This window comes from Streptomyces sp. NPDC026062, from assembly GCF_055568375.1.
This window is the reverse complement of the sequence record NZ_JBVHOQ010000002.1, coordinates 209075-222332: the sequence shown is the minus strand read 5'-3', so window position 1 is coordinate 222332 and position 13258 is coordinate 209075. Positions and strand designations below refer to the sequence as shown.

The 13258-nt window shown below is 71.5% G+C and carries 10 protein-coding genes; 6 read left to right on the top strand and 4 right to left on the bottom strand.

The features are described from left to right. The first annotated feature begins 216 nt into the window (after positions 1-216). Positions 217-708, top strand: coding sequence for a GNAT family N-acetyltransferase (locus ACZ4LX_RS02715; protein WP_467637538.1), 492 nt, complete (start codon positions 217-219; stop codon positions 706-708). A gap of 181 nt (positions 709-889) precedes the next feature. On the opposite strand, the gene ACZ4LX_RS02710 is transcribed toward ACZ4LX_RS02715, so the two are convergent. After that, a complete protein-coding gene (locus tag ACZ4LX_RS02710) occupies positions 890-1588 on the bottom strand; it encodes a LuxR family transcriptional regulator (RefSeq protein WP_467637535.1) in 699 nt (232 codons plus the stop codon). A 46-nt stretch (positions 1589-1634) separates the two neighbouring features. Between ACZ4LX_RS02710 and ACZ4LX_RS02705 the strand changes: the two genes are divergently transcribed. From ACZ4LX_RS02705 to ACZ4LX_RS02695, 3 genes are all read left to right on the top strand, one after another. Next, the gene (locus tag ACZ4LX_RS02705; RefSeq protein WP_467637532.1) at positions 1635-1961 is read left to right on the top strand and encodes a hypothetical protein; all 327 of its coding nucleotides are present in this window, start codon (positions 1635-1637) and stop codon (positions 1959-1961) included. A gap of 248 nt (positions 1962-2209) precedes the next feature. Next, entirely contained in the window at positions 2210-4105 is a 1896-nt protein-coding gene (locus tag ACZ4LX_RS02700) for an alkyl/aryl-sulfatase (RefSeq protein WP_467637529.1), read from the top strand. A gap of 362 nt (positions 4106-4467) precedes the next feature. Beyond that, positions 4468-5124, top strand: a complete 657-nt coding sequence (locus ACZ4LX_RS02695) for an AAA family ATPase (protein WP_467637526.1) — start codon at positions 4468-4470, stop codon at positions 5122-5124. On the opposite strand, the gene ACZ4LX_RS02690 is transcribed toward ACZ4LX_RS02695, so the two are convergent. Further along, the gene (locus ACZ4LX_RS02690; RefSeq protein ID WP_467637522.1) at positions 5013-6620 is read right to left on the bottom strand and encodes a S8 family serine peptidase; all 1608 of its coding nucleotides are present in this window, start codon (positions 6618-6620) and stop codon (positions 5013-5015) included. The genes ACZ4LX_RS02695 and ACZ4LX_RS02690 overlap by 112 nt on opposite strands. On the opposite strand from ACZ4LX_RS02690, the gene ACZ4LX_RS02685 reads away from it, so the two are divergent. Further along, entirely contained in the window at positions 6604-6945 is a 342-nt protein-coding gene (locus tag ACZ4LX_RS02685; protein ID WP_467637518.1) for a response regulator transcription factor, read from the top strand. The genes ACZ4LX_RS02690 and ACZ4LX_RS02685 overlap by 17 nt on opposite strands. A 24-nt stretch (positions 6946-6969) precedes the next feature. Here the strand turns inward: ACZ4LX_RS02685 and ACZ4LX_RS02680 are convergent, their stop codons facing one another. Then, a complete protein-coding gene (locus ACZ4LX_RS02680) occupies positions 6970-10437 on the bottom strand; it encodes a S8 family serine peptidase (protein ID WP_467637514.1) in 3468 nt (1155 codons plus the stop codon). A 997-nt stretch (positions 10438-11434) separates the two neighbouring features. On the opposite strand from ACZ4LX_RS02680, the gene ACZ4LX_RS02675 reads away from it, so the two are divergent. After that, positions 11435-12655 (top strand): metallophosphoesterase, encoded by a 1221-nt coding sequence (locus ACZ4LX_RS02675; RefSeq protein ID WP_467637510.1) that lies wholly within the window; start codon positions 11435-11437, stop codon positions 12653-12655. 139 nt (positions 12656-12794) lie between these two features. Here the strand turns inward: ACZ4LX_RS02675 and ACZ4LX_RS02670 are convergent, their stop codons facing one another. Next, on the bottom strand, positions 12795-13175 hold the full coding sequence (locus ACZ4LX_RS02670) for a hypothetical protein (RefSeq protein ID WP_467637507.1): 381 nt from the start codon (positions 13173-13175) through the stop codon (positions 12795-12797). Positions 13176-13258 lie beyond the last annotated feature (83 nt).

The following is a 13258-nucleotide window of genomic DNA, read 5'->3' as shown; positions in this document are numbered from 1 at the left end:
TGACGAGTGGGAGAGACTCTAGGCGTCCCCACTGACAATCGGCCCGGCCCCCTCCGCTTCGCCGTCCGCCCGCCCTCCCCCGCAGCGGACCGCCCGGCCGGCCCGCCTTCCGCCGGCGCTCGCGGCCCAGTGGACTCCTCCCGGACGGTGCACCGGATTCCGCGATGCCGTAACTTCCCTTCGTGCCCGCACTTCCACACCGATGGAGAACGGCTCATGCCCGAGGGAACAGTCCTCGACGGGGTACTGACCCGTCTTGTCCCGGCGACCGAGGACGACTTGGACCTGCTGGCCCGGTGGTTCGCCTCCCCTGACTTCGTCGAGCACTGGGGTGGCGTACCGAAGTCTCGTGACGAGGTTGCCGAGAAGTACGTGGGGCGGCGCCGGCCACGTGTGGAGTCCTTTCTGGTACTGGCGGGCAACACACCGGTGGGCTACGCGCAGTACTGGCACGCCGGGGCGGACGAGGGTGGCATCGACATGGTGCTGGCACCGGAGGCGCGAGGCCGGGGGCTGGGACCGGATGCCGCTCGCGCGCTCCTTGCCCATTTGGGCGGGAGTCCTGGTTGGCGGCGCGTCACCGTCGATCCCCTGAGAGCAAACCCGCGGGCCGTGCGCGCCTGGGAGAAGGCCGGTTTCCGGCCGGTGCCGGGCGAAGGCGAGACGCTCATCATGGAGTTCCGTCTTCCCGAGGGCCGGCAGAGCTGACCGCTTCCGTCACTCCCCCACTCCCACCAGCGGCTGCACGGGGACGGCGACCCATCCGTGAACGCCGCAGCGACGAACCGCGCCGCCCGGCCACCGCCTGGACCGGCTGCTGCCCCACACCGTCACCCGGCCCCGCAGTACCGCTCTCGCACTGTCGGCCCAGCGCCCCGCCGCACCGCTCTCACACCGTCAGCCAGCCCCGCAGCGTCGCCCGCACTCCGGCCTGGAACCAGGTCTCCGCGTTCAGGTCCTGCATCAGGCGGGTGATGCGGCGGCGGACCGTGCGCACGTGCACGTCGAGGCGCCGGGCCATCGCCTCGTCCTTCAGCCCGGAAGCGAGCATGGTCAGCAGCTCGCGGTCCTCGTCCGTGATCCGGTCGCGCGTGACGGACCCGATGGGGACGGCCCGCTCCCAGACCGACTCGAACAGCGGCACCAGCGCGTTGCTCAGGAGCGAGTCGCTCACCACCAGGGCCGAAGCAGTCGGGTCGGCCGCGTCGGTGGGCGGCAGCAGGGTCACCCGCCGGTCCACCGTGATCAGTTTCGTCGGCAGATCCGTTCCCACCCGTATCTGCACGCCCTGTACGGCCAGATCACCCAGACCCCGGGCGCGCCCGTGGAAGCTCAGCCCCTCGCGGTCCACCGCGACGCGCACCCGCACCCCGCGACGTACGGGTTCGGCCACATCGAGGGGCGCAGGCATCCCGTCCGGCTGACTGGCCGCGTAGGGCGGCCGGTCGAGCAGCGCCACCTCCTCGCTCGCCGATGCCAGCAGCGAACCCACTCGCGCGGCGATCGCAGCCCCGCCCCTGACCGTCTCGATACCGGTGGCGCGAGGGGTGTTCACGGAACTCATCAGCTGGGCCGCTATCCGGTCCACAGAACCGGTCAGCTCCTCCAACTCAGCTGATTTGTGCCAGGCTGCCGTGCGCCGCGCGGACTACGACGGTGCGAACCCGGTCACCGTCACCCCGGAGACCGGCGCGGACGCGCTCTACGCCTACTCGCTGACGGCCTCGGACGACGCGGTCACGATCACCACGCTCCCGCCGGCCACCTCGTGGGCCAACGACACGCTGCCGAAGCTCTACCAGATCGCCCCCGACGGCAAGGGCGGCGCCCGGCGCATGTCCTGCAACCACGGCGACCAGGTGTACGGCGCGGCCGACGAGGGCCTGCGCGTTCTGTGGCTGGACGGCACCACCGGATACACGAACCTCGTGAAGCGCGACCGTCCTGCGGGCCGCTGCTGATCGGGACCTGACACACCATGAGGAGGGGCGGCCGGGCTTTGGGGAGTCCGGCCGCCCCTCCTCATGGTGCGCGGCCGGGCGGGGTCCGCATCGGCCGGGCACGGTCCGCTCCCCGCCGCGCCAGGGCCGATGCGGACCGCGGATGATCCGTTCGGAGTAGTTCTGCTGGCAGCGGGGTGACTCTGCGGCAAGGCTGGCGGGCAGGGGCGCCGACGGGCTGCCCCGGTTCTGCCGCGAGGGAGCGCACCATGTCCGCGAACACCCAGTCCAAGCCTGCCCAGCCTTCGATCAGCCGGGCCAACGAGGCTGTACTGAGCCGATTCCCGTTCGATGACACCCAGGACATGGACGACGCCCGCCGCGGGTTCGTGGGGACGGCGCAGAACAGCGAGATCAGCACGGCCGACGGCAGGGCGGTCTGGAATCTGGAGGCCTACGGGTTCCTCGCGGAGGGCTGCCCGCCCACCGCCAACCCGAGCCTCTGGCGGCAGAGCCGTCTGGTCGCCGATCACGGACTGTTCGAGGTCGTGGAGGGCATCTACCAGATCCGCGGATTCGATCTGTCGAACATGACGGTCGTCGAGGGCGAGCGTGGCGTCCTCGTGATCGACCCGCTGATCTCCTCCGAGACCGCCGCCGCGGCCCTCGCGCTCTACCGCGGCCATCGGGGCGACCGCCCGGTCACCGCCGTTCTGTACACGCACAGCCACGTCGACCACTTCGGTGGAGTGAAGGGCGTGGTCTCCGAGGAGGAGGTCGCCGGGGGTGTGCCCGTGATCGCGCCCGAGGGCTTCCTGGAACACGCCGTCAGCGAGAACGTGTACGCGGGCACGGCGATGGCGCGCCGCGCCGCCTACATGTACGGGGCCGCCCTGCCCAAGGGCCCGCAGGGACAGATCGGCGCGGGTCTGGGGCAGACGACCTCGACGGGATCGGTCGGCCTGATCCCGCCGACGCTCGACATCACCCGTACCGGTCAGACGGAGACCATCGACGGCATCCGCATGGTCTTCCAGCTCACCCCCGGCACCGAGGCCCCTTCCGAGCTGAACATCCACTTCCCCGACCATGCCGCCCTGTGCCTCGCCGAGAACGCGACCCACAACCTGCACAACCTGCTGACCCTCCGGGGCGCCGAGGTCCGCGACCCACGGGTCTGGGCCGCCTATCTGACCGAGGCGGTCACCCTGTTCGGCGACGCCACCGATGTCGCCTTCGCCTCCCACCACTGGCCCGTCTGGGGGCGGGAGAGGGCACAGCGCTTCCTCTCGGAACAGCGCGACCTGTACGCCTACCTGCACGACCAGACCCTGCGGATGATCAATCAGGGAATGACACCCCTGGAGATCGCCGAGGCGATGGACATGCCTCCGGCGCTGGAGCGGGCCTGGCACACCCACGGCTACTACGGCTCCGTCAGTCACAACACCAAGGCCATCTACCAGCGGTACATGGGCTGGTTCGACGGCAACCCCGCCCACCTGTGGGAACACCCGCCCGTCGAGGCGTCGAAGCGGTATGTGGACTTCATGGGAGGCGCCGACGAGGTGGTACGCCGCGCACGGGAGGCGTTCGACGCGGGCGACTTCCGCTGGGTCGCGCAGGTCGTGAACCACGTCGTCTTCGCGGAGCCCACCCATGCGGAGGCCCTCGCACTTCAGGCGGACGCACTGGAGCAGCTGGGGTACGGCAGCGAGAACGGCACCTGGCGCAACTTCTACCTGACGGGCGCTCTGGAACTCCGCCGGGGCCCGGTCGGGTCGCCGACCGTCACCGCGTCCCCGGACTTCCTCGGGGCCCTGTCGCTGGACCAGCTCTTCGACGCACTGTCCATCCGTGTCGACGGTCCGCGCAGCTGGGACGCGGACATCACCGTGCGCTGGAACGTGACGGGCGGGGAGCCCGTCACCCTGCGGCTGCGCAACGGCGTGCTCACCCACATCGCCGGAACCGGACCGGCTGTCTCCTCGCCGGACGTCGAGGTGGCTCTGGACGAGTCCGCGCTGCGCGCCGTCCTGCTGGGCAGTCTCCCTCCGTCGGAGCTCGCGGGGCGCGCCACCATCACCGGTGACGCGGCGAAGATCACCGAACTCCTCGGCCACCTCAGCCCTCCGAACCCGGACTTCACGATCGTCACTCCCTGATCCCGAGGGCTGCTCGTCCCGGCGTCGGGCATCGCGGGCGCGGGTCTGTCCGGCACCTCGGCAGTGACCGGCAGCGCGCGCCCGGCCCGCTCCGGGCTCGCGGGCTCAAGGGGCTCAAGGGGCTCAAGGGGCTCGGCTAGAGTGGCGCCCCCATGAACGTGCGGAAAACACCCTCCATCTCCCAACACCGCATGGCCCCTTTGCTACGTCTGCACCTTTTCGGACGGTTCTGGGCAAGGCGTGACGCGGGTCCCTAACCGACCGGCCGCTGGCCGCGGCTGACGGCTCAGACCCTGGTCAAGCTGCTTGCCCTCACTCCGGGCCATCGGCTGCACCGGCTGCTCTCCGTCGACGGTCCACCGGTGCGCATCCTGACCGGTGAGGCCGGGGTGGGCAAGACCCGGCTGGCCGCGGAGGCCGCACGGCTCGCCGCCGCGGCCGGATCCGCCGTCCTGTGGGGTGCCGGTCATGACGCGGAGGGGCACACACCGTACGGCGCGTTCGCCGAGGCGCTCGACGGCTGGCTGGCCGAGCAGGACGTGACCGAACGGGCCCGGGTGGGCTCGGAGTACCCGGAGCTGGCGGCCTTCCTGCCGTCGTTGGGGCGGATGCGGACCCTCGGTGACCGCAGCCCCGAGGACGAACGGGACCGGCTGTTCCGCGCCACGGCGGGCCTCCTCGGTGAACTGGCAGCCGTGCAGCCGGTGTTGCTGGTGCTCGACGATCTGCACGCCGCTGATTCGAGCTCCTCCCAGCTCCTGAGCCACCTGGCCCGGCACGCAGCCCGTCCGGGGTTCGCGTTGCGCGTCCTGGTGACGTACCGCGCCGAGGAGCTCGCCGAATCCGGCCCTCGACGGGCGGATCTCGCAGCTCTGATGCGGCAACCACAGGTCGTTCAGGAGACCGTTCACCGCCTCGACCGCGAGGCATGCCTCGCGGTTGTCCGCGATGCGAGGGCCGGACACGGCGACCTCGACGTCGGCGGCCGGTTCGCCGTCAAACGGTCACGGTGCCGGTGAGGGCGCCGATGTGGTCGCGCGGGGCCGCGTTCACGGCCGCGTACGCGTCGAGCCGGCCTTCGCCGTACACGTTGTTGAAGGCCGCGGTGCCGCCGCAGCTGGTGTCGTCCACGTCGGTGGCCGACTTGTTCAGCACGGCCCTCGGTGGCGGCGATGTCACCGCGCAGCGCCGGGGCGGCCGACCAGAGCGGGGCGACGGTCGCCGCGGTGTGCGGCGAGGCCGTCGACGTACCGGACTTCGCCGTGTAGCCGCCGCCGGGGACGGCCGAGCGCACGTTCACACCGGGGGCCGCGATGTTCGGCTTGACGGTGCCGTCGGCACCGGGGCCTCGTGAGGAGAACGAGGCGATCCTGTTGTTGTTGTCGAAGGCACCCGAGGAGTACGTGTTCGTGTAGGCGCCCGGCGAGCCGGCGGTGTCGCAGCCGGGGCCGGTGTTGCCGTTGGAGAAGGCCGGGAAGATCCCGGCGTCCCGCCAGGCCTGCACCATCGCCTGGTACCAGGTGTCCAGGTCGTTGGCGCCCCAGGAGTTGTTGATGACGTCGGGGGCGAGGTCGGGGCGGGGGTTCTCCCCGTCGGCGTCGGTCGGCGCGAGCATCCACTGCCCGGCGGCGAGCAGCGCGTCGCGCGGGCAGCCCTGCGGGGTGCAGGCCTTGGCAGAGATCCAGCGGGCGCCTGGCGCGACGCCGATCGCGTTGCCCGTGCCGTCCTCGCCGACCATGGTGCCCATGGTGTGGGTGCCGCGGCCCTGGTCGTCACAGGGTTTCACCGTGCCGCAGGTGCGGGTCGCGTCGAACCAGTTGTAGGAGTGGTCGTACGTGCCGTCGGCCTTCAGGCCTCGGTAGGCGGCGGCGAGGGCGGGGTGCTGGTAGTCGGCGCCGGTGTCGATGCTGCCGATGACGGTGCCTTCGCCCCGGTCTCCGTACTCGTTCCACACCTTGGGCGCGTTGACGCGGTCGACGTTCCACTCGATGCCGTCGACGCCGGCCTCGTTGGTGCCGTTGGCGGTGGGCGGAAGCGGGATGGTGTCGTCGGCCTCGACCGTCGCGACGTCGGGGCGTGCGGCGATCCTGCTGGCGAGCGCCTTGTCGCCGGTGACCTTGACGGTGTTGCTGATCCAGTACGTCTCGTAGGACGCCCCGGCCTGTTTCAGCAGTGCGGTGAGTCCCTGCTGGGACTTCTCGGCGTACGCGGTCCTCGCCTTCAGGACGGCACGGCCCCGACCGGCCCTGGTGGTGGCTTTCCTCGCCGCCGAGGTGTCGGCCTGCGAGTCGAGCTGCACCCGGAACGAGACCTTGTCGTGCCGGGTGAAGCCCTGGAGCAGGGCGCTGTCCGCCTTGCTCTGCAGGGTGGTCGGCGGGACCGGTTCGGTGTCGGCGGCGACGGCCGGGAGAGCGCCGAGGAAGGGTATGCCGAGGGTCGTGGTCAGTGCGGCGGTGAGCAGTCCTCGCGGGCACCAGGTCCGGGTCGTCGACCAGCCGTTGATCAAACTGCTCATCGCGGACGGCGAGACGGCCATGGTCCAGGTGGAGCCCGGACGGTCGCTGGAGCTGCGGCCGCCGCTCGTGGTGCTGGCGACCGAGCTGTTCGAGTCGGTGTGGCGCCGCTCGCGTCCGTATCTGCGCGAGGACGGCGACCTGAGTCCCACCGACCGCCGCATTCTGCAGCTGATGCTGTCCGGGCTCACCGACGCGGCGACGGCCCATCAGCTGGGCACGTCGCCGCGTACGGTGCAGCGCCGGTTACGGGCGCTGATGGATCTGGCCGCCGTGACGTCCCGCGTCCAGCTGGGCTGGTACGCGATGCGCAACAACTGGGTGTGAGCACCCGGCACGACGGCCGTCCGGCTACATCAGGTCCAGGTAGTCCTCCAGCGACTTGCCGCGCAGGCGCTTGACCGGGTCGGTGTACCGGTCGGCGCTGCTGTTCTGCGACGGGTAGTTGTTCTTCACCCAGGCGAGGTCCTTCGCGCCGACGGAACCGTCGTGGTCGATGTCGGCGGCGCGGTCGGCCGTCCCGCGCGCCGCGTACACGGCGGCCGCGTCCCGGATGTCGACGACGTCGTCGCCGTTGACGTCACCGGCGACGAGGGCGGCCGCAGAGCCGGCCCTGTTGCCGGCCACCCCCCAGCTGCCGTCCAGGCCGAGATCGATGTCCTCGGTCCAGGTGAAGTGACCGGGCGCCGTCACCCGGAACCGGTACGGCTTGTCGGACGGAGTCAGCCCGTCCGCGGAGATCCGGCCCGACCTGTCCACGGCGACCTCGCGGCTGGTGCCGTCGGGAGCGGTGAGCGTCGCCTCGATGCCGTCGGCTGTGTGGTCGCGGAGGATGTCGTACGCGCCTTCCCTGGTCAGCAGGGCCTGGACGGCCGGGCGGGCGACGAAGGACGAGGTCGGATTGAGCATCCGCACGACACCGTAGAACTGGATGTTCAGGTTCGTCCTGACGCCCGTGGTGTCGGTGGCGGTCGTGGTGCCCGTGTACAGACCGGCGTTCGCCGTCACGACACCACCGGTCACCTCGTACGTCAGCTTCAGCAACGGCATCGAGTCGCCGCTCAGACCCTCGCTGTCGGCGACGTCGAAGGAGAGGGTGCTGTACGACGACGATCCGGCCGGCACGTCGGTGCGGCGGATCACGGACGGGCCGTGTGCCTTCAGTTCCTCGGCCGGTTCGACGCCGACCAGCTTGACGTTGCGGTCGTCGTAACGGATCTGCGAAGTGAACGTCTTCCAGTTCTTCAGCTCGTGCGCGGTCAGCGTGTACGTGACACGGTCCCCGGCCCGCGCCCAGGACGCGCTCGCGTCGCCGATCACATAGGGCGTGCCCTTCTTCATGATGCTGACCTGCCGGACGCCGCTGATGTTGCCCGCGGCGTCCGTCGGCCACAGCTTGAGATTCGCGACGGGCGGGCCGACGGGGAGCTTGACCTGCCCGTCGACGGACCCGTCGGTCCCCGCCGGGATGCTCGCTTCGGGCGCGTTCGGGCTGTAGAGCGAGTAGTAGAGGCGGTTGTCGCTCTGTCCGACGTCGATGCCCGCGGCGCGGATGTCGTCGGCCTGGGCGTCCAGCAGCGTGCCCTTCACGTGGAACGACGTGGCGTCGGCGGGCCGTTCGACGACGGTGGGCCGGGCCGGGTCCCAGGCGCCGAAGGCGTCCTCGTACGTGGGCAGTTCCGTGTCCACGTACACGTCGCGCAGTTCGCTGTCGGTGCCGCCGGCCGCGTCCGTGCCGACGATGCGCAGCTTGTAGTGGCCGTCGTCGACGTACCGGCCGCGCGGGTTGAACGGGGTGGCCCTGTCGCCGGTCAGCGGGAAGTACCAGGGGCCCACCGTCGCCGGGCCGTAGAGTACTCCCTCCGTGAGGCCGACGGTGTTGATGCCGCCCATGTAGCCGAGGTCCTTGCCATGGGCGTCGGCGAGGAAGATGTCGATGCTGCGCAGCTGTCCGGCCATCCTCAGATCGAAGGTGGCCGCGCCGGACCCGACGGCTCCCTGGTCGGAACCCAGTCCGGTCGACATGACGGACTTGGTCATGTCGATCTCCGCGAACCCGGATTCGGCGACGTGCGTGGCGAACGGGACGTGCAGCGCGGACAGCCCGCTGCCCTTCCGGGGTGTCAGCGTGACCGTGCCCTCGTAGTAGCCGGCCCCGGCGGCGGCGGGCACACGCAGGGCGGCGGCGAGGGACTTCCTGCCATGGGCTCCGACCTTGATCCGGTCAGCGGTGGTCAGGGTGATGTGCGCGGCACCGGCGTCCGCGGAGCTGCCGGAGCCTCGGCTGAAGGCGGTGCGCACGTCGTATGTGACGGGTCTGCCGCTGTCGTTGACCACGCGCAGGGTGCGGGTGAGGCTCGTGGCGCGGCCCACCGGCAGGACCCCGAGGTCCAGCGCACCGGCGACGGCGTCGACCTCGGTCCGTGTGCCGTCGACGGTGATGTGCGGGGTGGTCTCCGGGACCTGCACCGCGGCCGTGGTGTGCACGGCCGCATAGGGATCGACGGCGCCGGCACCGGCGTCGAACACGCTGACGTCACCGGGCAGCGCGGTCGCCGTGTTCATCAGCGACGTCTTGATGTCGTCGGGGCTCAGCCGGTGGTCGTGCTGGAGCATCAGCGCGGCGACTCCGGCGACGTACGGCGCGGCCATCGACGTTCCGCTGAGGTGGGCGTACGCGTATGTGTAGTCATGGCCGGCCGGGTCGACGATGCCGGTCGGGACGGACGACAGGACGCTGACGCCGGGGGCGGTGACTTCGGGCTTGATGGCGGCGCTGCCGTAGACCGGGCCGCGCGAACTGAAGTCGGCCGGCATCCCGTCGCCGAGCCGGAAAGTACCGGCCGGGGTGAACGAGACGTCGGCGCCGGCCGCCATCAGTGCGGCACCGTCCGCCGCGGTCAGCGAGAACGCCGGAACATAGTTCGGGTTCTCACCGATGTAGAACGGGATGTGCCCCTCGTCGGCGTTGTCGTTGACGAGGAGGACGGCCGCCGCACCCTTGTCGTGTGCGCGCCTCACCTTCTCGTCGAGCGGGATGCCGCCACGCCGGATCAGGGCGGCCTTGCCGGTGACGTCCTTGCCGGTGTAGCCGGCGGCGGTGCCGGTGCCGGCCTCCACGATCGCGAGGGAGCGGCCCGCCACCTTGTCGAGGGCGTCGCCGTAGGGCTGGGCGAGCAGCCGGCCCTGCGCCGCCGCCGTACCGGCCGTCAGTGTGTACGCGGGCAGGGTCAGCGGTGCGCTGTGGGCGCCGACCGTCAGCGGGAGGGCCGCCGCGGCCGGCGTAGCCACAGTGCCCGGCTCCGGCCCGCTGTTGTCGGCGGCGATGACGGTGGTGACGCCCGCGAGGACGAGGTTGTCGGCGGCTATGGACTGCGGGCTGAGCGGATCGTTGACGGCCGCGCCCAGCGACATGTTGACGACGTCCATGCCGTCGTCGGCCGCCTTGTCCATCGCGGCGATGATGTTGCCGGTGCGGCCGCTGCCGTACGGGCCGAGGACACGGTAGGCGTGGACGGAGGCGCCGGGGGCGACGCCGTGGGCGGCCCGCGCCTTCTCGTCGGCGCCCTGCCCGGCGATGATGCCGGCGACGTGGGTGCCGTGCTCCGTGTAGTACGTCGAACCCAGGTTGGTCTCGGCCTGGCCGGACGCCTTCCAGTCCTCGTACGTGGTCTCCATCGGGTCGGCGTCGTCGTCGACGAAGTCGTAGCCGCCCGCGTACACGCCCTTGAGGTCGGGGTGCCGGTAGTCGATCCCGGTGTCGATGATGCCGACCTTGACGCCCTTGCCCGTGATGCCCTCGGCGTGCAGGCGGGCCACGCCGTCATCGGTACTGCCGGTCTCCGGGCCGCCCGTCGCGGTGCCGCCTTGTCCGTGACATGCAGTCCGCCGATGTCCGGCGTCGCCATCCGGTGCAGCGCCTGCCGCTCCTGGCCGTCGAGGGAGGCAAGCACGCCGAGGGCACTCCGCGTGGGGTCCGGGTGGGGCGCGGCGACAGCCGATGGCGCCGCACCCGCCACGGCGGCAAGGACGGCAGCCGCCATCATCAGGGACAGGCGTCTTTGTTCCGGAACATGGGTCATGTCTGTCGTGCTCCGCTCTGGACTGCGCCGGGGACGTTCGCCCGATCATCGGCGCGTGACGGAACACCGCGGAAGGGCGACCGGTGGCGTCTTCACGACGTGTCGTCAAACCGCCATCACCGCCGCGGGACCCGAAGTGAGCAACGACCGGGCCGCGGGCGGGCACCGGGCTGTGCCGCCCGGAGCTGCGGCCCGTGCCGCTGCCTCCGTCGCGAGGGACGCCCCGGACCGGCCCGACGTGACGGGAAGGTCGGCGCAGGCCCGACGTGGCGGGAAGGTCCCGTCCAGACCCGACGTGGCGGGAAGGTCCGCTCCAGGCCCGCCAACGCCCCACCGGCGGGCCGATATCGGGTCCGCGTAGGATCCGGTCTCCCCTGCCGGGAGACCTGTCGGTCCTGCCGGGCGCGGAGGTCGTGCGCGCGCACTCGATTTCCTCAACTCATGGCAGGTGTACCGCACTTCGAGCACAAGCGGTCAGGAACCCCAGAAGGGGACAAGCTGTGGCATCAGCACTTCCGACGATCATTGTCGTGTTCTTCCTCGTCGCTCTCGCGGCGTGGGTCATATCAGCGGTGGTGGGCGGCCGGAAGGACGACGGCAGCGGGCGGGGCGACAGCTGACCGCCGCCGGCGTCCGTCAGGACGAGCCCCCTGGGCATCGGATCTCCGGCTCGGGTCACCAGGACGACCGGGTACAGTGCCCGCCGGCAGTCCCGGTACTTGAGGAGCGCAAGCGTGACCGACACCAGTGAAGCCCGATCCGCGGATGGTGCGGCGCAGACGGCCCCGCGGAGTCGCCTGCGCCGCCTGATGCGCTACGTCCCTCTGGTCGCCCCCGTCCTGCTGTGGGCCGTGCCGTGCTGGGTGCTTCTGCACGCGGGCCAGAACTGGCCGCTCCCGGTGGCGCTGGGCGGCACCGCCCTGTTCGTCCTGGGTCTGCTCACCATGCCGCTCGCCATGGTGCGCGGCCACGGCCGGCGGCAGCGGGACCGGGCGTCGATCGTCGGTGACACCCTCCTCGGTGTCAGCTGGGTGCTGTTCACCTGGTCCGTCCTGCTCGGCGTCCTGCTGCGCCCCGCCCTGGCCGGCGTGGGCGACGGGCAGGGCCGGGCCCGGATCGTCGGCTGGGCGGTCCTCGGCGTGGCCGCCGTGCTGCTTGCCTGGGGGTACGCCGAGGCCCGCCGGGTACCCCGGGTGCGCCGGCTCGACGTACAGCTTCCGCGGCTGGGAGCGGGATTGGACGGCACTCGCGTCGCGCTCATCACCGACACCCACTACGGCCCGCTCGACCGCGCCCGCTGGTCGGCACGGGTCTGCGCGAAGGTCAACGACCTGGACGCCGATCTGGTCTGCCACACCGGCGACATCGCGGACGGCACGGCCGAACGCCGCCGCGCCCAGGCGGCTCCCCTCGCCACCGTGCGAGCCACCCGGGCCCGGGTCTACGTCACCGGAAACCACGAGTACTACAGCGAGGCCCAGGGCTGGGTCGATCTGATGGACGAGCTGGGCTGGGAGCCGCTGCGCAACCGTCATCTGCTCCTCGAACGCGGCGGCGACACCCTTGTGGTCGCGGGCGTGGATGACGTCACCGCCGAGTCCTCCGGACTGGCGGGCCACCGGGCCCACCTCGACGGAGCACTGGACGGCGCCGACCCCGGCCTGCCCGTCCTGCTCCTGGCCCACCAGCCCAAGTTCATCGACCGGGCCGCAGCGGCCGGCATCGATCTCCAGCTCTCGGGCCACACCCACGGCGGCCAGATCTGGCCCTTCCACCATCTTGTCCGCATCGACCAGCCCGCCCTCGCCGGCCTCAGCCGCCACGGTGCCCGCACCCTTCTCTACACCAGCCGCGGCACCGGTTTCTGGGGCCCGCCGTTCCGCGTCTTCGCCCCCAGCGAGATCACTCTGCTCGTGCTCCGCTCTCCGCAGGGGCCTCCCGCACCGTCCCGGTGAGCGGCCCGGCGCAGGCGGCCGAGTCCTCGGCGGCCGGGCCGGAACCGCGAGCCCCGGAGCCACCGCCGACGCCTCCGACGCCCGGCACATCCCGCGGTACCGCGTCCCGACCCCGGATCCGGCACATCGCCGAGCGGGATCACCCGGCCTCGGCGCCCCTCGCCGACAGCGGTGCCCAGGTGTAGCGGACCCGGACGCCCTGATCGCGGAGCCAGGCGGCCTCCCGATTCCGTAGCTCACGCGCGGACTCCGGGGCGATGGCGCTGGGCCAGCGGACGAGCACCGCGTCGACGTCGCCCGTCTGTGCCAGCTGCCGCACCCGCCGCCACCCCCTGCGCTGCGCCGGGTCGGGCTCACCGAAGGTGTCGGTGACGACCTCGGCAATCGTCAGTCCGCGCTCCCGGGCGAACGTCTGGCCTTCCGTCCGGGCGCGCCGCGTTGCCTCCCCCGGCACACCGCGCGATCGGTCGGCACATACGTACAGCACGACAGGGGAAGCGGCTTCACCGTGGGGGGTCATGGGTGCCTTCTGTAGAGGAATCGAGGAAGAGAGGTTCCTCGCCGCGCGAAGGGAAGCAGCGGGAGCGGTGCGGTCGCTGCCGG

Bases quoted from the DNA above. Each gene is read 5' to 3' on its own strand.
- ACZ4LX_RS02700 (WP_467637529.1), top strand. From the start codon at position 2,210: ATGTCCGCGAACACCCAGTCCAAGCCTGCCCAGCCTTCGATCAGCCGG.
- ACZ4LX_RS02670 (WP_467637507.1), bottom strand. From the start codon at position 13,175: ATGACCCCCCACGGTGAAGCCGCTTCCCCTGTCGTGCTGTACGTATGT.
- ACZ4LX_RS02690 (WP_467637522.1), bottom strand. From the start codon at position 6,620: ATGAGCAGTTTGATCAACGGCTGGTCGACGACCCGGACCTGGTGCCCG.
- ACZ4LX_RS02715 (WP_467637538.1), top strand. From the start codon at position 217: ATGCCCGAGGGAACAGTCCTCGACGGGGTACTGACCCGTCTTGTCCCG.